16 protein-coding genes and 1 riboswitch are annotated in these 22,926 nt (G+C 46.6%); of the genes, 12 read left to right on the top strand and 4 right to left on the bottom strand.

Annotated features, from left to right (window positions below):
* Positions 1-406: 406 nt before the first annotated feature.
* Positions 407-1,279, top strand: a complete 873-nt coding sequence (locus tag AC27IJ_RS11105; protein WP_312442723.1) for a YitT family protein — start codon at positions 407-409, stop codon at positions 1,277-1,279.
* 84 nt (positions 1,280-1,363) lie between these two features.
* On the opposite strand, the gene AC27IJ_RS11100 is transcribed toward AC27IJ_RS11105, so the two are convergent.
* A complete protein-coding gene (locus AC27IJ_RS11100; RefSeq protein ID WP_312442724.1) occupies positions 1,364-2,752 on the bottom strand; it encodes an MATE family efflux transporter in 1,389 nt (462 codons plus the stop codon).
* A gap of 131 nt (positions 2,753-2,883) precedes the next feature.
* Positions 2,884-3,324, bottom strand: coding sequence for an FMN-binding protein (locus AC27IJ_RS11095; protein ID WP_312442725.1), 441 nt, complete (start codon positions 3,322-3,324; stop codon positions 2,884-2,886).
* 212 nt (positions 3,325-3,536) lie between these two features.
* Here AC27IJ_RS11095 and addB point away from each other — a divergent pair, with 212 nt between their 5' ends.
* The 11 genes from addB (at position 3,537) to xdhC (ending at position 21,315) form a co-directional block, all read left to right on the top strand.
* Positions 3,537-6,998 (top strand): helicase-exonuclease AddAB subunit AddB, encoded by a 3,462-nt coding sequence (addB, locus tag AC27IJ_RS11090; RefSeq protein ID WP_487148852.1) that lies wholly within the window; start codon positions 3,537-3,539, stop codon positions 6,996-6,998.
* On the top strand, positions 6,988-10,677 hold the full coding sequence (addA, locus tag AC27IJ_RS11085; RefSeq protein WP_312500682.1) for a helicase-exonuclease AddAB subunit AddA: 3,690 nt from the start codon (positions 6,988-6,990) through the stop codon (positions 10,675-10,677). Before addB ends, addA begins: the two co-directional genes overlap by 11 nt.
* Before the next feature lie 79 nt (positions 10,678-10,756).
* The gene (gene selD, locus AC27IJ_RS11080; RefSeq protein ID WP_487148849.1) at positions 10,757-11,803 is read left to right on the top strand and encodes a selenide, water dikinase SelD; all 1,047 of its coding nucleotides are present in this window, start codon (positions 10,757-10,759) and stop codon (positions 11,801-11,803) included.
* A gap of 4 nt (positions 11,804-11,807) precedes the next feature.
* Positions 11,808-12,950, top strand: coding sequence for an aminotransferase class V-fold PLP-dependent enzyme (locus tag AC27IJ_RS11075; RefSeq protein WP_312442730.1), 1,143 nt, complete (start codon positions 11,808-11,810; stop codon positions 12,948-12,950).
* Complete coding sequence (locus AC27IJ_RS11070; RefSeq protein WP_312500683.1) at positions 12,947-13,852, top strand: selenium metabolism-associated LysR family transcriptional regulator; 906 nt, start codon at positions 12,947-12,949, stop codon at positions 13,850-13,852. Before AC27IJ_RS11075 ends, AC27IJ_RS11070 begins: the two co-directional genes overlap by 4 nt.
* Before the next feature lie 66 nt (positions 13,853-13,918).
* The gene (locus AC27IJ_RS11065; RefSeq protein WP_312442732.1) at positions 13,919-14,155 is read left to right on the top strand and encodes a putative Se/S carrier protein; all 237 of its coding nucleotides are present in this window, start codon (positions 13,919-13,921) and stop codon (positions 14,153-14,155) included.
* A 273-nt stretch (positions 14,156-14,428) separates the two neighbouring features.
* Positions 14,429-14,524, top strand: a riboswitch (purine riboswitch).
* 152 nt (positions 14,525-14,676) lie between these two features.
* On the top strand, positions 14,677-15,957 hold the full coding sequence (locus tag AC27IJ_RS11060) for an amidohydrolase family protein (protein ID WP_312500685.1): 1,281 nt from the start codon (positions 14,677-14,679) through the stop codon (positions 15,955-15,957).
* Between the two features lie 79 nt (positions 15,958-16,036).
* The gene (locus AC27IJ_RS11055) at positions 16,037-17,431 is read left to right on the top strand and encodes an NCS2 family permease (RefSeq protein ID WP_312442734.1); all 1,395 of its coding nucleotides are present in this window, start codon (positions 16,037-16,039) and stop codon (positions 17,429-17,431) included.
* Positions 17,432-17,622: 191 nt separating this feature from the next.
* Complete coding sequence (gene xdhA / locus AC27IJ_RS11050) at positions 17,623-19,905, top strand: xanthine dehydrogenase subunit XdhA (RefSeq protein WP_312442735.1); 2,283 nt, start codon at positions 17,623-17,625, stop codon at positions 19,903-19,905.
* Positions 19,906-19,939: 34 nt separating this feature from the next.
* Complete coding sequence (gene xdhB, locus AC27IJ_RS11045; RefSeq protein WP_312442736.1) at positions 19,940-20,821, top strand: xanthine dehydrogenase subunit XdhB; 882 nt, start codon at positions 19,940-19,942, stop codon at positions 20,819-20,821.
* A complete protein-coding gene (gene xdhC / locus AC27IJ_RS11040; RefSeq protein WP_312442737.1) occupies positions 20,821-21,315 on the top strand; it encodes a xanthine dehydrogenase subunit XdhC in 495 nt (164 codons plus the stop codon). The genes xdhB and xdhC overlap by 1 nt, the downstream gene beginning before the upstream one ends.
* A 104-nt stretch (positions 21,316-21,419) precedes the next feature.
* Here the strand turns inward: xdhC and AC27IJ_RS11035 are convergent, their stop codons facing one another.
* A complete protein-coding gene (locus AC27IJ_RS11035) occupies positions 21,420-21,884 on the bottom strand; it encodes a TspO/MBR family protein (RefSeq protein ID WP_312442738.1) in 465 nt (154 codons plus the stop codon).
* 36 nt (positions 21,885-21,920) lie between these two features.
* Positions 21,921-22,817, bottom strand: a complete 897-nt coding sequence (locus tag AC27IJ_RS11030) for an AraC family transcriptional regulator (protein ID WP_312442739.1) — start codon at positions 22,815-22,817, stop codon at positions 21,921-21,923.
* Positions 22,818-22,926: the final 109 nt, after the last annotated feature.

Below are 22,926 nucleotides of genomic sequence, written 5' to 3'. Positions count from 1 at the left end.
TTTATGTCCATAGTGCGGGCGGTAATAAAGTAAGTATGTGCATTTTCCATGAAATTATGTTTTATAAATTCTGTACGTAAGTCAGGGACTTTCGACCTGATCTTGTATGAAAAGATATGAGAATGGTCCTTTCTTACAAAAAGATTTTTAGTAAAATGTACTAAAAACGTTGACTTTTTAAGCAATAGATGGTATTATCGTCCATGTGAGAAGCACAAAGGGGTTTTTTGTGTGCGTGATTTTGGCATGGGGATGCCAGGTAGCAGAAACTGAATAATGTGACGGTTCTAGATCGTGACGGGGGATTGCCTTCTGTGGGGGAAGGGCAATCCTCTATTAATTTTAAAAAAAATGATACAAGTGAAGGATTTACATATAATATCATGTAATGATGAGGAGGAATTTTATGTGGAAGAAACTTAGGAGAGATAAGCGCGTCCGCAATGCGATGACGACCATGGCCGTTGTAGTCTCCGCACTTTTACAGACCTATGTTATCCAGGCATTTATAAAGCCGGCAGGTCTTCTGTCAGGAGGATTTACGGGTATTGCAATTTTAGTTGACCGGGTGACGTCCCTGTATGGGTTTAATATTTCCACTTCCCTGGGCATGATCGCTTTGAATATTCCGGTTGCATGGGCCTGCAGCAGGAATATCAGCAAACGGTTTACTTTTTTTTCCTTGATGCAGGTTTTTCTGGCCAGTGCGTTTTTAAGGATATTCAATTTTTCACCTATATTTGATGACAGGCTTTTAAATGTTATATACGGCGGTGTCCTCTATGGGTTCGGCATTGTTCTTGCTCTACGGGGCAATGCTTCCAGCGGGGGAACGGATTTCATCGCCCTGTATGTTTCCAATAAGACGGGCAATTCCATCTGGTCCCAGGTTTTCATAGGAAATGTGCTGCTGCTTTGTATTTTCGGAGTGATTTTCGGGTGGGATTACGCAGGATATTCCATTTTGTTCCAGTTTGTAGGGACGAAGGTTATCTCAACCTTTCATCACAGATACGAGAGGGTTACCCTTCAGATCACTACGGTTGAGGGGCCAAAGCTTGCCAATAAATACGTAGAGGCCTTCCATCATGGAATTTCCTGCGTGGATGCGGTGGGAGGCTACAGCAAGAAGAAAATGTACCTTCTTCATACCGTAGTGTCTTCCTATGAAGTAGCCGACATTGTAGAGCTGCTTCATGAGGTGGATGAGCATGTGATCGTAAACATGTTTAAAACCCAGCAGTTTTACGGGACTTTTTACAGGGCTCCCATGGAATGATACCGGCAGTCCCTTAAAACGTAAGCGAGACTTTTTCTGCTTAAAAAGAATGCAGAAAAAGTCTCGCATGACAGGTTTTATAAGTTATTTTTTAAAAAGAGCGGGGAACCTTTTTCTCCTCAGTTTTCCGAACCAGTTAAAATATATGATAAACAGTAACGAGGTGGTGGCCCAGGTCAATGGGTAGCTGAAAATCATGGTCTCAATGGTGGGACGCAGGGGAACTGCCACGCAGATCCAGATAACACGGAGCGCACAGACCCCAAGGCTGGTGAGTATCATGGGAATCCAGCAGTCACCGGCTCCCCGGAGGGAACCGGAATAAATCTCTATGCATACGTAGGTGAAAAATGTGGGAGCAAGGTAACGGAGTATTTCCGTTCCTTTTTCAATTACGGCAGCATCAGTGGTAAACAACAGGTAAACGTAATTTCCAAAGGCATAAAGGAGAACGCTGAGAGCAATGGCCGCAGTAAAACTCATAGCCATGCAGACCCGTATTCCCTTGTAGACCCGGTCTTTTTTTCCGGCTCCGTAGTTCTGCCCCACAAAGGTAGTGATGGAAATTCCGAAGGCGCTGATAATCATCCAGAACACGCTGTCTATCTTTCCATAGGCTGTCCATGCAGCAATGGTGTCGGTTCCCAGCGTATTGACACTGGACTGGATGATGACGTTGGAAGAGGAGTACATAACGGATTGCAGCCCGGTAGGAAATCCGATCCTAATAATGCGCAACAGCATGTCCCGGTCGATCCGAATGGCTTTTGGCATCAGATGGTAAGCTTCCTTTGTCCTAATTAAAACCAGGATCACAAGAACGGCGCTGACCAGCTGGGAAATTATGGTGGCAAGAGCTGCGCCCATGACGCCCATGTGCCAGTAGACCACGAATATGATATCCAGGATGATATTGGTGAAGCAGCTTGCAATCAAAAAATAAAGAGGGCGTTTGGAATCCCCGATGGCCCGTAGGATTCCTGCACCCATATTATAAACAAGATTCGGGATCACTCCCACAAAATAGATCCGTATGTACAGGACTGCGTAATGTAAAATCTCATCAGGCGTTCCCATGGCTATTAAGGCATAAGGCGCTGTCAAGATGCCCACGACCATCAGGATTGCGCCGCATATGATGGAGAAGGCGATTGCGGTGTGGACCGCCTGGCTCACCCGTTCCGCCTGCCTGGCTCCGAAAAACTGGGAAATGATGACTCCGGCACCGGAAGAAAGCCCTATGAAGAACCCGATCAAAAGATTGATAAGGGGTCCTGTAGGGCCTCCAACGGCTGCCAGCGCTTCCTTTCCGACAAACCGCCCCACAATGACGGCATCGGCGGTATTATAAAGCTGCTGAAAAAAAGTTCCGAATAAAATGGGAAAGAAAAACAGAAGAAGCTGCTTCCAAATCACTCCCTCTGTAATCTGATTTTGCTTAAGTGCATCTGTTGTGTCCACATTCTGGTTCATTTCCATTTCCTCTTTTCTGCCCACCCTTACCGGGCATAGAGGTATACCCGCAGGGTGTTTCCTCATTCATGTAATTATGTATTCTTTTTTTCCATTATACTGTCTAAAATGGAAAAATACAATCCCCGGCCTTATTCAGTTATCTGCGCCTTTGTGATGGCCTGATCCACGGCTTTTAGAAGCACGCCCGAGGTATAGCGGGTTTCGGCAGAATAAGAAACGTTCTTTGTGGACTGGTTCTTAATAATCTGCTGTGACAGATTTTCCATGGCGGGCTGCATCAGTGGATACATGGTAGTGACGGCCTCGCTTAAGGGAACCAGGCTAACGGAAGTGATTTTTTTGGAGTCAACCAAGACTTCTACATTGATATCCTGGCTGTTCAGCGTAATGACAGAGGAATACACTCCCGGAACATAGCGCACAGGATCGCCGGAAGTCGGGACAGTATCCTTCTTCGGGCGGAACATGACTAAAAACAAAGTGATGAGTAGGATTCCAAGGCCAACGAATATTGCGGTATAGATAATTTCTTTCATTCGTAAAACTACAATTTTTGTTTTCGAGCTCATAAAAAAAGCCCTCCGTACAGTTTTGTTATAATGTATGAACGGATCCGGGGGTTTCATACCTAAGATTTCATTGTTGGAGGAGGAAATCTGTGTTAAGATGATAAACGAACACGAGTTTTGGTTTCCGCAGAGAAATAGATGAAAAATACCCTGCGGGTATACCTTTATGCCCAGAAAACAAGGGCACAAGAGAGGAAAGGAGGCGAAAAGCTATGTCCCTTCAATTGATATTGGGCGGCTCCGGTTCCGGCAAGACCTACCGCCTTTATACGGAATTGATCCGTCAGTCCATAGAACAGCCGGATACCCGGTACTTCGCCATTGTACCGGAACAGTTTACCATGCAGACCCAGAAGGAGATCGTTTCCCTTCATCCAAACCACGGGGTCATGAATATTGATATTGTAAGCTTTAAACGTCTTGCCTACCGGGTATTTGAAGAGCTTGCCATTTCAAATCCCCAGGTTCTTGACGATATGGGAAAATCCATGGTGCTGCGGAAGGTAGCTGCCAATAAGAAAAAGGACCTGGTCCTTTATAAAGAACATTTATCAAAGTCAGGGTTTATCTCCCAGTTAAAGTCCATGCTGTCAGAGCTTTACCAGTACGGCATATCACCGGAAATGCTGAACGAGGAGATACCGGATACCATAAGTCCCATGCTCCGTCAGAAGCTTTCGGATATCTCTGTCATTTATCAGGGCTTTAAGGATTACATAAAGGATAAATATATCACCACGGAGGAGATTTTAGATGTGCTGTGCCGGGTCCTGCCCCGGTCGGAGCTGATTAAAAACAGCGTGATCACCCTTGACGGCTATACCGGTTTTACTCCGGTCCAATACCGGATCCTGGAGCTGTTTCTCCGCTGCAGCAAACGGGTCATAGTCACCGTGACCATTGATCCTTCTCAAAACTTGAGCAGAAGATCCGGGGTTCAGGAGCTGTTTTACATGAGCCGTCAGATGATCTGGAAATTAAATGAGCTTGTAAAAGAGACAGGAGCAGGAAAAGAGAAGGATATCCTTCTTAGAAACCACCCGGCTGTCCGTTACTTAGGAGAGTCTGGAGGGGAAAACCGGGAAGGAAAGAGCTGCGGGGAAAATGCACTGGATTTTCTGGAACAAAACTTATACCGCTATAAAGGGAAATCCTGCCAAGAGGTTTCCGGTTCCATACGCCTGGTTAAGGCTTTAAATCCAATGGAGGAAATCGCCTTTGTGATCCGCTCCATGGAAGAGGAGATCCGGGACCAAGGGCTCCGCTACCGGGATATGGCGGTCATAACCGGGGATATCGGGGGCTATTCCAATGAGATCATTCATCAGTTTCAGTTAAACGGGATCCCTTATTTCCTGGACAATAAAAAAAGCATTTTAAAAAATCCCATGGTGGAGTTAATCCGCGCTGCCATAGAGATCATTCAAAAGGATTTTTCCTATGAATCTGTTTTCCGCTATTTGAGAACCGGTCTCATTGCGGTCAAAGAGGATGAGGAGAAAACAGACCGCCTGGAGAATTATGTCATTGCCATGGGAATCCGGGGATTTAAAAGGTGGGATTCCCGTTGGGAAGGCTGGTACCGGGGAGGCAAGGAGCTCAATCTGGAAGAATTAAACGAATTCCGGGAGGAGTTTATGGCCCCCTTAAGACGCTTAAGAGAAGCCTTTGGGAACGCAGATTCCACGGTAGCCTCCATGACCGGGGCAGTGGCGGCCCTTCTTATGGAGACTGGGATCGAAGAAAAGATGCTGATCTTTGCGGAAAAATTCCGGGAAATGGGAGAATTCACCCTTGCCATGGAATACAGTCAGGTTTACGGGCTGGTTATGGATTTATTTGACCGTCTGGCTGGGCTTTTAGGAGAAGAACATGTAAGCCGCAGGGAGTACGGAGAGATTCTGGACGCCGGATTTTCGGAGATCCAGGTGGGGCTGATTCCGGCCACCTTAGACCGGGTGGTGGTGGGAGATATCACCAGAACCAGGCTGGATCACATTAAGGTATTGTTTTTTGTCGGAGTCAACGATGGGATCGTGCCTGTGAAAAAGGAAAAAAGCAGCCTGTTTACGGACCGGGAAAGAGAATTTCTGGGAAATCATGATATGGAGCTGGCTCCTACTGCCAGGGAAGAGGGATTCCGGCAAAGGTTTTATCTTTACCTGGCTCTGACAAAACCGGAGAAACGGCTGGTTTTATCCTATACAGCTATGGATGGCAGCGGGAAAAGCATGCGCCCCTCCACTCTGGTGGGAGAACTGAAAAGATTGTTTCCCGGCCTAATGGAGGCTTCCCCTTCCAGGATGGCGGTTCCTCTTTCCATGAGAGAGGCAAAGGACCGACTGGCGACCGGACTCCGCGAGTTTGGAAAAACCGGGGAAGACAGGAAGCTTTTGGAACTATTCAAGGCATTTCTTTTATCTGAGGACCATAGGGAGGAAGGAAAGAGGCTGGCAGAGGCTGCTTTTTATGCCTATGAGCAGAGGGGAATCGGAAAAGCGGCGGCAAAAGCCCTCTACGGTTCCGTCATAAGCGGAAGTGTTACGAGAATGGAACAGTACGCCTCCTGCGCCTATGCCCATTTCTTAAATTATGGGCTGGAGCTGATGGAACGGCAGGAATATGAGCTGGCAGCCATGGATATTGGAAACCTGTTTCACGATTCCATTGACTTATGGTTTCAGCGCATGAAAGAAGAAGAAAGGGATTTTAAGACCCTTACAGAGGAGGAGAGGAAAAGCCTGGTCCATGAATGCGTGGCTAAGGTGACGGAAGAATACGGCAATACCATTTTAAAAAGCTCTGCCAGAAATGCCTATCTGGCAGGCAAGGTGGAACGGATTACGGACCGGACGGTATGGGCTCTTTCCGAGCAGCTGAAAAAGGGAGATTTTGTTCCGGTGGGATTTGAGGTTTCCTTTTCCGCTGCCGACCAGTTAAATGCCATGAGGATACCTCTGTCAAAGGAGGAAGCCATTCATTTAAGAGGCAGGATCGACCGCATGGACCTATGTGAGGATGAAGAAGCAGTTTATGTAAAGATCATAGATTACAAGTCAGGAAGCACGGCCTTTGACTTAACTGCGCTGTATTATGGCCTTCAGCTTCAGCTTGTGGTCTATATGGATGCTGCTTTGGAGATGGAAGAGAGGAAAAAACCGGACAAGCCTGTGGTTCCTGCCGGCATCTTCTATTATAACATCAACGACCCTGTCATCGACAGGGAAGGTGAAATGACTGATGAGGAGATAAACGGGAAGATATTGAAACAGCTTCGCATGAATGGCCTGGTAAACAGCGATTTAAGCGCCATCTCTCACCTGGATCATGAGATTGAAACGGAATCCGATGTAATTCCTGTTGCCATGAAAAATGGGATCATTCAGGAAGCAAGGTCATCGGTTGCAGGCGGCAAACGCTTTTCCTCATTAAGACAGTTTGTGCGGGAAAAATTAACGTCGGAAGGAAAAGAGATCCTTGATGGCGTGATCGATGTAAATCCTTATAAACAGGGGAACCGGAGCGCCTGCGATTACTGCCCTTACCATGCGGTCTGCGGATTCGATTTAAAGACATCCGGATATGGTTTCCGGAAATTTAAAGCCTTAAAATCTGAGGAGATATGGCCGGTCATTGAAGGAGAAGAGGAGGAAGGAGAATCAAATGGCGATTAGCTGGACAGAGGAACAAAAAGCCGTCATTGAGAGCAGAAACAGGAATCTCTTGGTATCGGCAGCAGCAGGAAGCGGGAAGACGGCTGTGTTGGTAGAAAGGATCATCCGCATGATCACGGAAGGAGAAACTCCCTTAAAGATCGATCAGCTTCTGGTCATGACCTTTACAAAGGCGGCTGCCGATGAAATGCGGGAACGGGTGTTAAAGGCCGTAGATGAAAAACTTATGGAAAATCCGGACAGCTCCCATTTACAGATGCAGGCAGCGATGATTCCCTATGCCCAGATCACCACCATTGACAGCTTTTGCCTGGGACTTATTAAAGATCATTATAATAAGCTGGACATTGATCCTGCCTTCCGGGTAGGGGATGAGGGAGAGCTCATCCTTTTACGGGCCGATGTGATGAAGGAGATGCTGGAAGAGTATTACGAAAAGGCCGATCCCTTATTTGAGAAGTTTGTGGAAACCTATGCTACGGGAAAGACTGATAAGGGAATTGAGGATTATATCATGCAGGTATATACCTTTTCCCAGAGCAATCCCTGGCCAATGGAGTGGCTTGACCGATGCAGGAAAGAGCTTGAGACTTCTGACATGGGTCAGATCATGGATACCGGCTGGATGAAGTTTTTAATGAAGGATGCAGGGCTTCAGCTATCGGAATTGAAATTCCAGATGATGAAGGCCATGGAGGTCTGTGAAGAGGAAAACGGGCCGGAGGCCTATCTTCCCATGCTGGCAAACGACTTACAGCTGTTAGACCGTTTAAGTCTGGCCGAGGATTATGAAGCGTTTAATGAGCAGTTAAAAAAGGCCTCCTTTGACCGCCTGGCTTCTATTCGCAGCAAGGATATTGATGCAGAAAAGAAGGCTTTTGTGACGGGAATCCGGGACAGGGTGAAAAAGGCGGTTGGTAAGCTCCTTGATTTATACTGCTTTGAATCCCCGGAGGAGGTTCTTTCCGATATCAGGGGAACCAGGGACGCGGTGACCACCCTTCTTCACCTGGCCGGAGAATATGCCCGGAAGTATCAGGAAAAGAAAAGGGAAAAGAACCTGGTGGATTTTAATGACTTGGAGCATTATGCTTTGGAAATACTGTTGGCAAAGGAAGAGGGAAGGATCATACCGACCGAGGTGGCGGATGAGCTCAGCAGGCAGTTTGAGGAAATCCTGGTAGATGAATACCAGGACAGCAATGATGTCCAGGAGGCCCTGATAGGCAGCATTTCCAGAGAACGGTTTGGAACCCCTAACGTGTTTATGGTAGGCGATGTGAAGCAGAGCATTTACCAGTTCCGTCTGGCCAGGCCCCAACTGTTTTTAGAGAAATATGATTCCTATTCCAGGGAGGAAGGAACGTATCAGAAAATCGAACTGCACCAGAATTTCCGAAGCAGGGATGAGGTCCTTACGAGCATAAATGAGGTATTCTACCAGATTATGACAAAAAACCTGGGAAATATACAGTATACAAAGGATGCAGCACTCCATCCGGGGGCAGAGTTTCCTGGAACAGAGGGTCGCGCGGGAGAGAAAACAGAGCTTCTTATGATCCATGGTTCAGGAAACTTATTAAAGCAGCTTGATGACGATGCCATCGATTATACCAGCCGGGAGATGGAGGCAAAGGTCATTGCAGGGAAGATCAAAGAGCTTACGGATCCGGTAAGCGGTCTTCTGATCTGGGATAAAAGGCTGGGAGGAAAGGGAGGCTACCGCATCGCAGGATATGGGGATGTGGTGATCCTACTGCGGTCTCTAAGCGGCTGGGCGGAAGACTTTGTAAACATCCTGATGAACGAAGGGATCCCTGCCTATGCGGAACGGAAAACCGGATATTTTACCGCTCCTGAGGTGGAAACCATTCTTTCCATGCTGAATATCATTGACAACCCCATGCAGGACATCCCTCTGGCGGCAGTATTAAAGTCCCCCATTGGCAGGGTAACGGATGATGAAATGGCTCATTTGATGGCTGTCTGGAAAAAGACGGCTAAAAAAGGCCAGGACAGGGGATTATATGGAGCATGGCAGCATTACAGGAAGGAATATGGGGAGATGGCTGATCCGGAATATCCGGAACTGTTTAAAAAGCTGGAGACCTTTTTTGAACTGCTTTCCTTTTACAGGGAAAAATCATCCTATCTTTCCATCCATGAACTGCTTTACGACCTGTATGAAGGAACCGGGTATTATGATTATATTTCCGCCATGCCGGCAGGAGAAGTCCGGAGGGCCAACCTTGCCATGCTGGTGGAAAAGGCGTCTGCCTATGAGAAGACCAGCTATACCGGATTGTTCCATTTTATCCGTTACATTGAAAACCTGAAGAAATACGATACGGATTTCGGGGAGGCTTCCCTGGCAGGAGAAGACAACACGGTCCGGGTCATGAGCATCCATAAGAGCAAGGGACTGGAATTTCCGGTGGTATTTCTGTCGGGCATGGGGAAAAAGTTTAATAAGCAGGACACCTATGGAAAGATCCTCATTGACCCGGACTTAGGGATAGGGACCGATCATCTGGACCCCCAACGTCGGATCAAGGCACCTACCTTAAAGAAGCATGTCCTGCGGAGAAAAATGGACCTTGGGGCCATGGGGGAGGAGCTTCGTGTGCTTTATGTTGCCATGACAAGGGCAAAGGAAAAGCTGGTGATGACCGGACTTGACCGGTATCTGGACAAAAAGCTGGAACGCTTTGCAGAGGTTTTAAGAGTGGAGGGCCAGATTCCCTTTACCATTCTCGGTTCTGCGGATTCCTATTTGGACTGGATGCTCATGAGCCTGTCAGGAAAATATACCATTTCCCAAATCCAGCGGGAGGAAGGAGCGGATACCGGGAATTTAATTGTTAAGGAATTGTCGGTATCTGATCTGGTAGGAGGAGAGATGGAACGGCAGGCTGAAAAGAAGCTGACAAAGGACGCGCTCTTATCCCTTGATACGGTCAGAGTGTATGACCAGGAGTTTGCAGCGGATCTAAGGGCCGCATTTGAGTACCGTTATCCCCATGAGGCTGATATCAGGCTCCATACCAAGCTGACCGTATCCGAGTTAAAAAAGCAGGGGCAATTTGCGGATGAGGAAGAAAGTGAGTTTCTTCCCACGATTCCTTCATTCCTAAAGGAAGATGGGAAGGAGGAACACCCTGGAGGCGCATTCCGGGGAACTGCCTACCACAGGGCTTTGGAGCTTTTGGATTTTGGAAAGGTAAGAACCAGGAAGGACCTTCAAAATGCATTGGAAGGATTCCGCAGGGATCAGCGGATGGATGAAGAAAGCCTTTCCCTTTTGTCGGAGGAGACTCTTATGGGCTTTTTAGACTCTTCCCTGGGAAAGCGGCTGGCGGCGGCAGATGTATCAGGCCGTTTGAAAAAGGAACAGCAGTTTGTAGTGGGAATTCCTGCACGGGATATGGATGCAGGGGATTCTGATGAATTGATCCTCATCCAGGGTATCATGGATGCCTATATGGAAGAGGAAGAAGGTCTGGTTCTGGTGGATTATAAGACGGACCATATCAGGCCTGGAGAAGAAAAGGTGCTGGTTGACCGGTATCAGATGCAGATGAATTATTATGAACGGGCGCTGGAACAGATGACAGGGAAAAAGATCAAGGAAAAAATCATTTATTCCATGGCACTGGAAAAGGAAATAACCCTGGGCTGAGCGCTTTGAAGGGTTGCTTAAAAACGACAATATGTTAAAATAATAGAAGATATCTATAAATACGAGGAGAAGAACAGGTATGATACCAGATCAAGAAGTAAGACTTACCCAAATGACGAAAACTGCTGGCTGTGCCGCTAAAATAGGCCCTGGAACCCTTGCCGGCATTTTAGAGAACCTGCCTAAATTTCAGGACCCCAATCTGTTGGTGGGGATAGAAACCTCTGATGACGGAGCCATCTATAAAGTAAACGAGGAAACAGCATTGATCCAGACCCTTGATTTTTTCACCCCGGTGGTGGATGATCCTTATACCTTTGGTCAGATAGCGGCCGCCAATGCACTGAGCGATATCTACGCCATGGGAGGGGAACCAAAAGTGGCTCTTAATATTGTGGCATGGCCAAACTGCGTCAACCCGGCACTTTTGGGGAAGATTTTAGAAGGCGGTGCCTCCAAGGTGGTTGAGGCGGGGGCTGTACTTGCCGGCGGACATTCCATTCAGGATGACGAACCTAAATATGGATTAAGTGTTACCGGCTTTGTTCATCCGGACAAGGTTTTTAAAAACTGCGAGGCCAGACCGGGAGATGTTCTCATTCTGACAAAGCCTTTGGGGACCGGGATCGTCAACACGGCTGTCAAGGCGGATATGGCATCGGAAGAGGCGAAACAGGAAGTGATCCGCGTCATGACCTCTCTGAACATGAAGGCAAAGCAGGTAATCGAGCATTATGAAGTTCATAGCTGCACCGATATCACAGGCTTTGGCTTAGCTGGCCATGCGGTTGAGATGGCGGAGGGCAGCGGGGTCACGATTGAAATTACCGTTAAGGATTTACCCATACAGCAGGAAGCGAAAAGCCTTGCCCAGATGGGACTTATTCCGGAAGGGGCTTACCGGAACCGTTCCTATACAGAGGACAAGTTGGATTTTGGGGAGACAGAGGAATACATCCGTGATATTTTCTGTGATCCTCAGACTTCCGGAGGACTTCTGATCAGTGTATCTCCTGAGGATGCAAAAAACATCATGAAGGATTTAGAAGAGGCAAAAATGGAGACGGTCTACGGCATCATCGGACGGGTCGTGGAGCAAGAAGAAAAATCAGTAAAGTTGAGGTAGGGCCATGATCTATCTGGATAATGCGGCAACCTCCTGCCAGAAGCCGGAGGAAGTGATAAAGGCAGTGACTGAGGCCATGCTTTCCCTTGGGAACTCCGGCAGGGGAGCCCATGAGGCATCCTTAGATGCGTCCCGTCTGATTTTCGATACCCGCAGGCTCATTGCAGAGCTTTTTCATGCAGGAGATCCTTCCTGTGTGGCCTTTACAGCCAATTCCACGGTCAGTTTAAACATAGCCATCCAGGGTCTGTTTCAACCGGGGGATCATGTGATCACCACCATGATGGAACATAATTCCGTGCTGCGTCCTTTGTACCTCATGGAAGAACAAGGGGTAAAGCTTACCATCCTTCCCGCAGATCAAAAGGGGAGGATCCGTTATGAGGACATTGAGGATGAAGTGGGTCAAAATACAAAAGCAGTGGTCTGTACCCACGCCTCCAACTTAACAGGAAATATAAACGACTTGGAGGCCATAGGGAGGATTTGTAAAAAGAATGGACTCCTCCTGGTGGTGGATGTTTCCCAGACTGCAGGAGTATTTGACATCGATATGGAGAGAATGGGAATCCATGTCTTGTGCTTTACCGGTCATAAAGGGCTTTTAGGACCTCAGGGGACAGGAGGAATCTGTGTCCGTCAGGGAGTTTCCATACGCCCTCTTATGGTGGGAGGAAGCGGAGTTAAAAGCTACTTAAAGACCCAGCCGGAGGAAATGCCGGAGGTTTTGGAGGCTGGAACCTTAAACGGACATGGGATTGCAGGTCTCCATGCAGCCCTTTTGTATCTTGAGAAAACCGGAATCGAAACCATCCGGAAAAAGGAGCTTTTTCTCATGAGACGGTTCTATGAAGGGGTAAAGGATATTCCGGGAGTCCAGGTATATGGGGATTTTTCAGAAAACGCCCTTCTTTACCGTGCCCCGGTGGTGGCTCTTAACATCGGGAATTACGATTCCGGGGAAGTGGCTGATGAGCTGGCAAGTGTCTATGGGATCTATACCAGGGCGGGAGCCCACTGTGCCCCTCTCATGCACCGGGCTCTTGGAACGGTGGAGCAGGGAGCAGTGCGTTTTTCCATGTCCCATTATAATAAGAAAGAAGAAATTGATGAAGCCATTGGGGCGGTGAGGGAGCTGAGCCTATGAATTTGAAACAATTGGAAGCGTTTGTGTGTGTAGCGGAAGAAAAAAGCTTTTCGGCGGCTGCCAAGAAGCTTTATTTAACCCAGCCTACGGTAAGCGCCCATATCAGCTCTTTGGAAAAGGAATTGGGGGTCCGGCTGCTTGTCCGCACCACAAAGGAGGTGGAGTTGTCCCAGGAGGGAGAGCTGCTTTATGGCAATGCAAGGCGAATGCTGCAGCTGGAAAAAAATATCCTCCGGGATTTCACTCAGAAGGATTTAAAAACAGCCAATAAAATCATAGTGGGCGCTTCCACTGTTCCCGGACAGTATATTCTGCCTCAGATTCTTTCTCTGTTTTCCAGAACCTATCCTGGAAACCAGCTGGAATTAAGGGAGGCGGACAGCATGGAAGTGGTCCGGATGGTTCAGGATGGACAGGTGGAAATCGGCTTTACAGGAACCATAGGTTCTGATCCTACCTGCGTGTTTGAACCTTTTTATTCTGACCGTCTGGTGATTATTACACCCAATAATGAAAAATACCGCCAATATGAGGAAACCGGGTTTCCCATAGAACAGCTTTATGAGGAGCGGTGGATCGTCCGGGAGGAAGGCTCCGGCACAAGAAAGGAAGCGGAGCGTCATTTACAGGAAATGGGTGTGGATTTAAGCCGTCTGGAAATCGTGGCAACCATCAGCAATCAGCAAACCATTAAAAAATCAGTAGAGGGAGCTATGGGCATTTCCATCATATCCGGTGCAGCTGTGGATGATTATGTAGAGCAGGGATCCCTGCTCCGGTTTTCACTGGGGGCCGAAGAAGTTTACCGGAAATTATACATGGTATGGAGCAAAAATCACAAGCCCGGTAAGGCAGCCAGATTATTCATTCGTTTTGTCAGGGAACTATATGCGTATTTATAGAGTCTGCCTATAAGACTGCAATAACCGATGATGCAGGAATTATTATGAAAACGCAGGTAAGAGACTATGAGAAAAAAAGAACAAAAAATTGTTATCACTTTCCGCACGACGGCGGAGGCCATTGCCTTAGAAGCCCAATGCCAGAAAGAGGGAATACCGGGACGGCTCATTCCGGTTCCCAGACAGATATCTTCCGGCTGTGGACTTTCCTGGGCTATGCCCACTGACTGGGAGGGAGACATCGGACAGTGGATGGAGAATAGAGGCCTTCGCTGGGAAAAGTATGGGGAATACCTGATCTGATTTGTTCCACGATATATGTGAAGAATTTAACAAATTTAAGAAAAAAGAGTCAGAAGGGGACAGCTGCGGCTGCTTTATTCCGGCTCTTTTTTTGTAAATATGCAAATGGAAAATTTATTTATAGATAAAATCTATGAATTATTTGCCGACAATTAAGGTTAAACAGGTAAAATAACTATAAAATTATGGTAAATGCACAAAAAACAAATGGGTATTGACAAATAGTTGTACAATATGATATAGTCAACCTGTCACAAATTACAGGATTTTTTAGTATCAGTATTTAGAGGAACTTATATATGCTCATAATTGGTTGAGCGTCTCTACCAACTACCGTAATAGTTGCCTATAAGTTTCCACGCCATAATAAGCCCAGATTTTTTGTTGTGTTTTTATGATGAGCGTGTGAACGGATGGAATTAACGGTGGTTTTTTATTGCGCAAAATTTTTCGGAATGAATGGAACGCCGCAATTATGGCTGCCGTATTTTTGATTTTTCTGATACGGAATGGGAGGTTCTATGACTGGTGGTAAGAATTTTGTTTTAAAAGGGAACGTTTGTTACAGTGAGGATGTCCTCACGATAAAGACGGTGGAGCAGGGATACTTAGTTTGCCGGGACGGGAAGTCGGCAGGGATTTATAAAGAGCTTCCGGAGCAGTTTCAGGATTATCCTCTGGAGGACTTGGGGGATATGCTCATTGTCCCCGGACTTGTGGATCTTCACATCCATGCGCCTCAGTTTGCCTTTCGCGGTTTGGGAATGGATCTGGAGCTTTTGGATTGGCTGAACACGAATACATTTCCGGAGGAAGCCAAGTATGCCGATCTGGAATATGCAAAAAAGGCATATGGAATTTTTGCAGAATCCATGAAAAAAAGTGCTACTACAAGGGCCTGTATCTTTGGAACCATCCACAGGCCGGCCACAGAGCTTTTAATGGATCTGATGGAGGAAACCGGTTTAAAGACCATGATCGGCAAGGTCAATATGGATCGGAATTCGCCGGATTATTTGCGGGAACAGGGAGCAGAAGAGTCGGAGCTGGAAACCCTCCGCTGGCTTAAGGAAACCGGATCCAAATATGAGAACGTAATGCCTATCTTAACCCCCCGGTTCATTCCGTCCTGTACGGACGATTTAATGGAACGGCTGGGAAGGCTGCAGAAGGAGTACGGGCTCCCGGTTCAGTCTCATTTGTCGGAAAATCAGGGTGAGGTCGCGTGGGTAAAGGAGCTTTGCCCGGTCTCTGAATTTTATGGTGATGCTTATGATCAGTTCGGCCTGTTCGGAGAAAACGGGAAAACCGTTATGGCTCATTGTGTTTCTTCTTCAGAAGAGGAAATTAAATTAATAAAAGAGCGTGGGGTTTATATCGCTCATTGCCCGCAGTCTAATACCAACTTATCTTCTGGGATCGCTCCGGTCAGAACTTATCTGGACCGTGAGTTGAATGTGGGACTTGGAACTGACGTGGCAGGAGGAAGCGGAGAATCCATTTTCCGCGCTATGGCAGATGCCATTCAGGTGTCAAAGCTTAGATGGAGGCTAAAAGATGAAAGCTTAAAGCCACTTACCGTGGAAGAGGCATTTTATTTAGGAACCTTAGGCGGAGGCTCTTTCTTTGGAAAGGTGGGAAGCTTCCTGGAAGGCTATGAATTTGATGCTTTGATTCTGGATGACAGCGGTTTGCCTCATCCTCAGGAACTTAACTTAAGGGAGAGACTGGAGCGGTTCATCTATCTGTCCGATGACAGGCATTTAAAGGGGAAATATACGGGGGGAAATAGAATTTTTTAGCTTTATTTATTAAAAAAGAACTGCATGGAGCAGATCTTAATACAGCAAAGAAAATATTCTAACTATCAAGGAGGTAAGTATGGAAACACAAAAAAGCGGAGGACTCTTAGAGCGGGTATTTCACTTATCTGAGAATCACACGGATGCAAGGACCGAGATCGTAGCCGGCGTAACCACATTTATGACAATGGCTTATATCCTGGCAGTCAACCCAAGCATCTTAAGTGCAGCGGGAATGGACAGCGGGGCTGTTTTTACAGCTACTGCTCTTGCATCACTGTTTGCTACCCTTTTAATGGCAGGGCTTGCAAATTATCCCTTTGTACTAGCACCAGGTATGGGACTTAATGCGTATTTCGCATATACCGTAGTCCTTAACATGGGCTATACCTGGGAGATCGCATTGACCGCCGTATTCGTTGAAGGTATTATTTTCATCATTCTTTCACTGACGAATGTACGAGAGGCGATTTTTAATGCGATTCCAATGAATTTAAAGCATGCCGTATCCGTTGGTATCGGTTTGTTTATCGCATTCATCGGTCTGCAGAATGCAAAGATCGTTGTGGATGGAGCAACTCTTGTTACTATGTTTTCTTTCAAAAGTTCTCTGGCGGATGGTTCTTTCCAGACCGTTGGTATTACCGTATTACTTGCGATTATCGGCATTCTGATTACAGCCGTGCTGGTAGTAAAAAATGTAAAAGGCAACATTTTGTGGGGTATTATTATTACATGGGTTCTGGGTATGATCTGCCAGGCCATCGGCTTGTACAGACCGAATCCAGAGCTGGGTATGTTCAGCGTATTCCCTAACTTTTCAGCAGGTTTTGGAATTCCGGATATGTCCCCGACCTTTTTTAAGCTGGATTTCTCCAAAATCCTTTCTCTTGATTTCCTGGTAGTAATGTTTGCATTCCTGTTTGTTGACGTATTTGATACACTGGGAACCTTAATCGGTGTGGCTTCCAAGGCGGATATGCTGGATAAGGAAGGAAAACTTCCCCGAATCAAGGGCGCATTAATGGCAGATGCTGTTGGTACGACTGCAGGTGCAATATTCGGTACCTCCACTACCACCACCTTTGTAGAAAGTGCTGCCGGTGTTGCAGAAGGCGGCAGAACCGGATTAACAGCAGTGGTTGCAGCCATCTTATTTGGCTTGTCCCTGTTCTTATCCCCGATTTTCTTAGCCATTCCGTCCTTTGCTACGGCTCCTGCTCTGGTAGTGGTAGGATTCTTAATGTTGACTTCCGTCACAAAGGTTGACTTTGCAGATTTCACAGAGGCAATTCCATGCTATATCGCAATTATTGCTATGCCTTTTATGTACAGTATTTCCGAGGGAATCTCCATGGGAGTTATCTCTTATGTCGTTATTAATGTGTTAACAGGCAAAGCAAAAGAAAAGAAAATCAGTACCCTTATGTATGTTCTAGCAGTATTGTTTGTGCTAAAATATATATTAATATAATAATATAAAACAACCCAATAAAGCAGTCTGATTAAAATCAGAACAACCGGTCAACAGACACAGGGACTGGCGGCGACATCACTTTGATAAGCGTTTTCTGCTTTGAAAAAGTCTCGTCTCCGTCGGTCCTTTTCATAAGGGAAGGACCGGGAAGCTGCTTACTATCAGAATTAAAAATAGGAGGAGTAACTATGATAATCGGAAAAAGTGTTGCCCGTGTCGACGCACTTGATAAGGTGACGGGAAGATCCAAATATACCGATGATCTCTGTGAGAAGAATGCTCTGGTAGCTAAGATCTACCACTCTGCCATAGCCAATGGAGTTGTAACATCCATTGATACCTCAGAAGCAGAGAAAATACCGGGAGTCGTTAAAGTAGTGACCTGTTTTGACGTGCCGAAATTCTATTTCCCAACAGCGGGGCATCCTTGGTCAACAGATCCTGCCCATCAGGATGTGTCGGACCGCCTTCTTTTGACGGACCGGGTGCGTTTCTACGGTGATGACGTGGCGGCAGTTATCGCAGAAAATGAAATAGCTGCAAAGCAGGCGATCAAGGCTTTAAAAGTAGAATACGAGGAATACCCCTTTGTTCTGGACGTACAGGAGGCCATGGCAGAAGGAGCCCCTCAGCTTCATGAAGAATACCCAAATAACACATTGGGACATTCCAGCATCAGAAAAGGAAATCTGGAAGAAGCCATTAAAGAGCCTGATCTGATCAAAATCGACCAGTGGTATGACACCCCTATTGTTCAGCACTGCCATATTGAGAACCATATTTGTTTTGCCAGTATAGAAAATGGTAAGATAAGCGTGGTATCTTCTACCCAGATCCCACATATTGTCAGGAGGATTGTAGGGCAGGCTCTTGGAATCCCGTGGGGAAGCGTCCGCATCATCAAACCATATATAGGCGGCGGCTTTGGAAATAAGCAGGATGCGTTGTATGAGCCACTTTGCGCATATCTTTCAAAGGTCGTGGGAGGACGTCTGGTCAAGCTTGATGTTACCCGTGAGGAGACCTTTGTCAGCAACCGAACAAGACACGCCATCCGCAGCCATATCATCAGCTGGGTCCGCCCTGACGGCACCTTTGCAGCACGTAAGCTGGAGTGCTTTTCCAATCAGGGAGCTTATGCCTCTCATGGACACGGAATCGCAGCAAAGGGCATGAATGCTTTTCCACAGTTATATCCCTGCGATAATATAGAATGTGATGCCTATACGGTATTTACCAATATGCCTGTGGCAGGCGCTATGCGCGGCTATGGTATTCCACAGGCGATGTTCCCCGTAGAAAGCCAGTCCGATGACATCGCCCTGGCAATCGGCATGGATCCGGTGGAATTCCGCCGTAAAAATCTGATGCCAATCGGTTACGTGGAAGGTTTTTCAAAAAATGAAAATTTCTTTGACACCTTTAATCAATGTCTTGATAAAGGAAAAGCCTATATAGATTTCGACCGGAAAAGGAAGGAATACGAAAATCAGACCGGTCCTGTCCGTAAGGGGATTGGCTGTGCGGTATTCTGGTATAATACAGCGGTGTGGCCCATCAGCCTGGAATCCTCTTCCTGCCGGATGGTGCTGAACCAGGATGGTTCCGTACAGGTACAGCTGGCGGAGACAGAGATCGGCCAGGGTGCTGATACGGCGTTTGCACAGATGACAGCAGATGCGTTAGGCGTTCCTTTTGAAATGGTCCATGTAATTTCCTCCCAGGATACGGATGTCACCCCCTTTGGGACCGGCTGCTATGCTTCAAGGCAGACCTATGTAGGAGGCTTTGCCATAAAGCAGACAGCGCTTTTATTAAAGGAGAGGATTTTAAATTACGCCTATGAGCTGACCAGGATGCCGGTCTTTAACCTGGATATCAGGGATGGAAAGATCGTGAGGACCACTGATGGAAGAGAGCTTATGTCCTTAGGCGAATTATCCACGGAGGCCATTTACAGCCTGTCACACAGCCAGCATTTGACCTCTGAAAGCACTTATCAGATAAAATCCAATGCCTATTCTTTTGGATGCTGCTTTGCCGAGGTAGAGGTGGATATTCCCATGTGTAAGGTAAAATTAGTTGACATCATCAATGTCCATGACTGCGGACAGCTGATCAATCCGGCTCTTGCTGAGGCTCAGGTCCACGGAGGAATGAGCATGGGTATCGGCTATGCCCTTTCCGAACAGCTTCTTATTGACGAAAAAACGGGCAGAACTTTAAATGACAATCTGTTGGATTATAAATTATCCACTGCCATGGACCATCCGCATCTGGAGGCCCAGTTCGTGGAAAACTATGAACCAACCAGCGCATTTGGAACGAAAGCTCTGGGAGAACCTCCGGCATGTCCAGTGGCTCCGGCAATCCGTAATGCCATTTTAAATGCAACAGGTGTGAGCATGTACCAGATACCAATGACATCCCAGGCATTATTTAAACGGTTCAAGGAAGAGGGACTTTTCTGAACTGTAACAACTTAATAGCAAGGAGGAATGCTCTATGTATGATATGAAAGCATTATATGAAGCAAATACCGTAGAAGAGGCCGTAAAGCTGCGGATGGAACATCCAGAGGCACAGATCATAGCTGGCGGCAGCGATGTTTTAATACAGATGCGGGAAGGAAAACGTGCCGGTAAGGAATTGATCAGTATTTATATGATCGATGAAATGAGGGGCGTGAAGATTGACGAGGAAGAGGCCATACGCATAGGCTCTCTTACCAGTTTCTCCCATATTACTAAGGATCCCATTATCCAGGAATACATCAATGTACTTGGAGAAGCGGTAGATATGGTTGGCGGCCCCCAGATAAGAAACATTGCCACAATCGGAGGAAATACCTGCAACGGCGTTACCTCGGCGGATTCGGCATCTACACTTTTTGCATGGGATGCGGTGATCGAGCTGACTGGCCCTGAAGGCATCCGCCGGATTCCTATCAGCGAATTCTATATAAAAGCAGGAACCGTGGATATCAGAGAAGGCGAGCTTCAGACAGCGGTGATCATTCCAAAGAAGAGCTATGAAGGATATAAGGGTCATTATATCAAATACGCCAACAGAAACGCAATGGATATCGCCACCACAGGATGTTCCGTAAATGTCAAGCTGTCAGAGGATAAAAAGACGGTAGAAGACGTTAGGATCGCTTTTGGAGTAGCAGGCCCTATACCTATGCGCACGAAAAGTGCGGAAAATCTGGCAAAAGGACAGCCGATTTCAAAAGAACTGGCAGAAGCCTTCGGAAAGGAAGTCCTTGCCGACATCAATCCCAGGGATAGCTGGCGTGCCTCAAAGGATTTCCGTAAGCACGTCGCAGTGGAAATGGCAACCCGCAGCTTCATAGAGTCAGTGAAACTTTCAGGAGGTGAGATCTAATGCCGGCACAATATAAGTTAGTAAAATGTACCATTAATGGAAAATACACAGAAACAATGGTAGATGTCCGGGCTTCCCTTACCGATTTGCTGCGGGATGATTACCGCCTGACTTCCGTAAAAAAAGGCTGTGAGGTAGGAGAATGCGGAGCCTGCAACGTGATCATAGACCATGAATGCTTCAATTCCTGCATCTATCTGGCTGTCTGGGCAGATGGAAAAGACATCCGGACCCTGGAATGTCTTATGGGACCTAACGGAGAGCTTTCCGATATCCAGCAGGCATTTATCGACGAGGCAGCGGTCCAGTGCGGATTCTGTACGCCGGGATTTATTATGTCAGCGGTGGAAATTTTAGAAAGCGGCAAAGAGTATACCAGAGATGAGTTAAGAAAGCTGATGTCCGGTCATTTATGCCGGTGCACAGGCTATGAGAATATCTTAAATGCGGTAGAGAAAACCATGCTCCGCAGATTGGGAAAGCTGCCATCCTAAATGCATTTTCAAAGGAACAGTTAATAAGGAGCAAGACCAAAGCAACAGAAACGTTGCCATGGCCTTGCTCCTTTTTTGTGTCATGATGCAGAATGGTTCTTCCTTTAATTTAGAAACATGACCCCCAGATTTAAGTACCCGGTAAATGTGATCCAGATCAAATAAGGAACCTGTAAAACTGCTGCATCCGGGTTGACAGTCCAGAAGGCAGATATCATTTTTACAATGGAATACCAAAGGAACATGAGAATCAAAAATGACAGCAGATAACTTTTTAGATTAAAAAACACCAGGCTCCGCAGGAAGTTCAGAAGCAGCTGGATTCCATATAACCGGAGGGCCTCTCCTTTTCTGTGAGACGGCGAGGAAGCGGCAAGATAGGAGCCAAACCCCATGAGGATATATAGAACGGTCCAGATGACCGGAAGCAGCCATATAGGGGGAGAAAGGGCAGGATGAATTAAAGTTTTATATATGGATAAGCCGTTTCTCGTCAAATATACTGTTAAAGCCCCAACTCCCAGGGGAATCGCGGTAAAAGCAGATAATTTTATTCGGTTTCGATCCATATGGCTTCACCTGTCTATGATTTGATACTATCATATTCAATCGGAGGGAGGAATATCCATATGCCTTCTGAATTCCCTGGGAGTTATTCCGAATTTTTCCTTAAAGATCCGGTTAAAATAAGACAGATTGTTAAATCCCGTATCCCCTGCAATGGTAAGTACCGAATCCTCAGAGGAGAGGAGCAGCCTGGAGGCCATGGTCAGGCGGTAATCATTTAAGTAAGCGGTAAAGGGCATCCCTATGGTATTCTTAAAAAATCTCATAAAATGGGACTGGCTCATGCCGCAGGCGTTTGATACTTCTTCTATGGAAAGTGGCCTGCTGTAATGCTGTTCCACATATTTAAGGATCTGCCTGGTCCGTTCCAGCTCTTTTGGAGGGCGCGGAGGAGGAGGAGAGGAGGCCGCCTCATTGCTCCAGAAAATAAAAAACAGTTCAAATAATTTCCCTTTAATTAACAGCTCGTAGCCTTCTGGGAATGTCTCACGGACCTGATCGATCTGGTCTAAGCAGGAAGCAATTTTGCTGTAACAGGGGAAGTCTTTTGTCACGTGCACCGGAAGATTTTTCTGCCTCCGGCTGATGGTGGAGAGATAGGATTCCCAGCAGATATCCGGTTGTCTGGAACGCATCAGGGCTAAATCAAAGATTATATTCTCATATTCCATGAATTCCTGCTTCCACTTTTCGATGGTATGAAGCATACCGGGGCAGACGACGATGATGTCGCCGCCATGGACCTCGTAGGGAACAAAATCCACAGACACAAGTCCGGACCCTTTCTTAATGTAAATGAATTCCATCTCATCGTGCCAGTGTAAAGGAACCTTGTTAAAATCCAGGGGTATGGTGCAGGGATAAGTCAGGTAAGGAAAACCGGAAGGGTCCTGTTCCCGTTTTTCCTGATAGTTTTCGTACTGTATAATATTCATAAAACACCTGTTTTTCGTAATTGTATAGTAGTTAATGATAGTATTGTATCACATTATGCCAGAATGCTGCAAGATAAACACCTCCTGGGATATTATAATACTAGAGGAA

This window comes from Lacrimispora sp. YZC11 (assembly GCF_057543815.1).
This window is presented reverse-complemented; position numbering and strand designations above follow the sequence as displayed.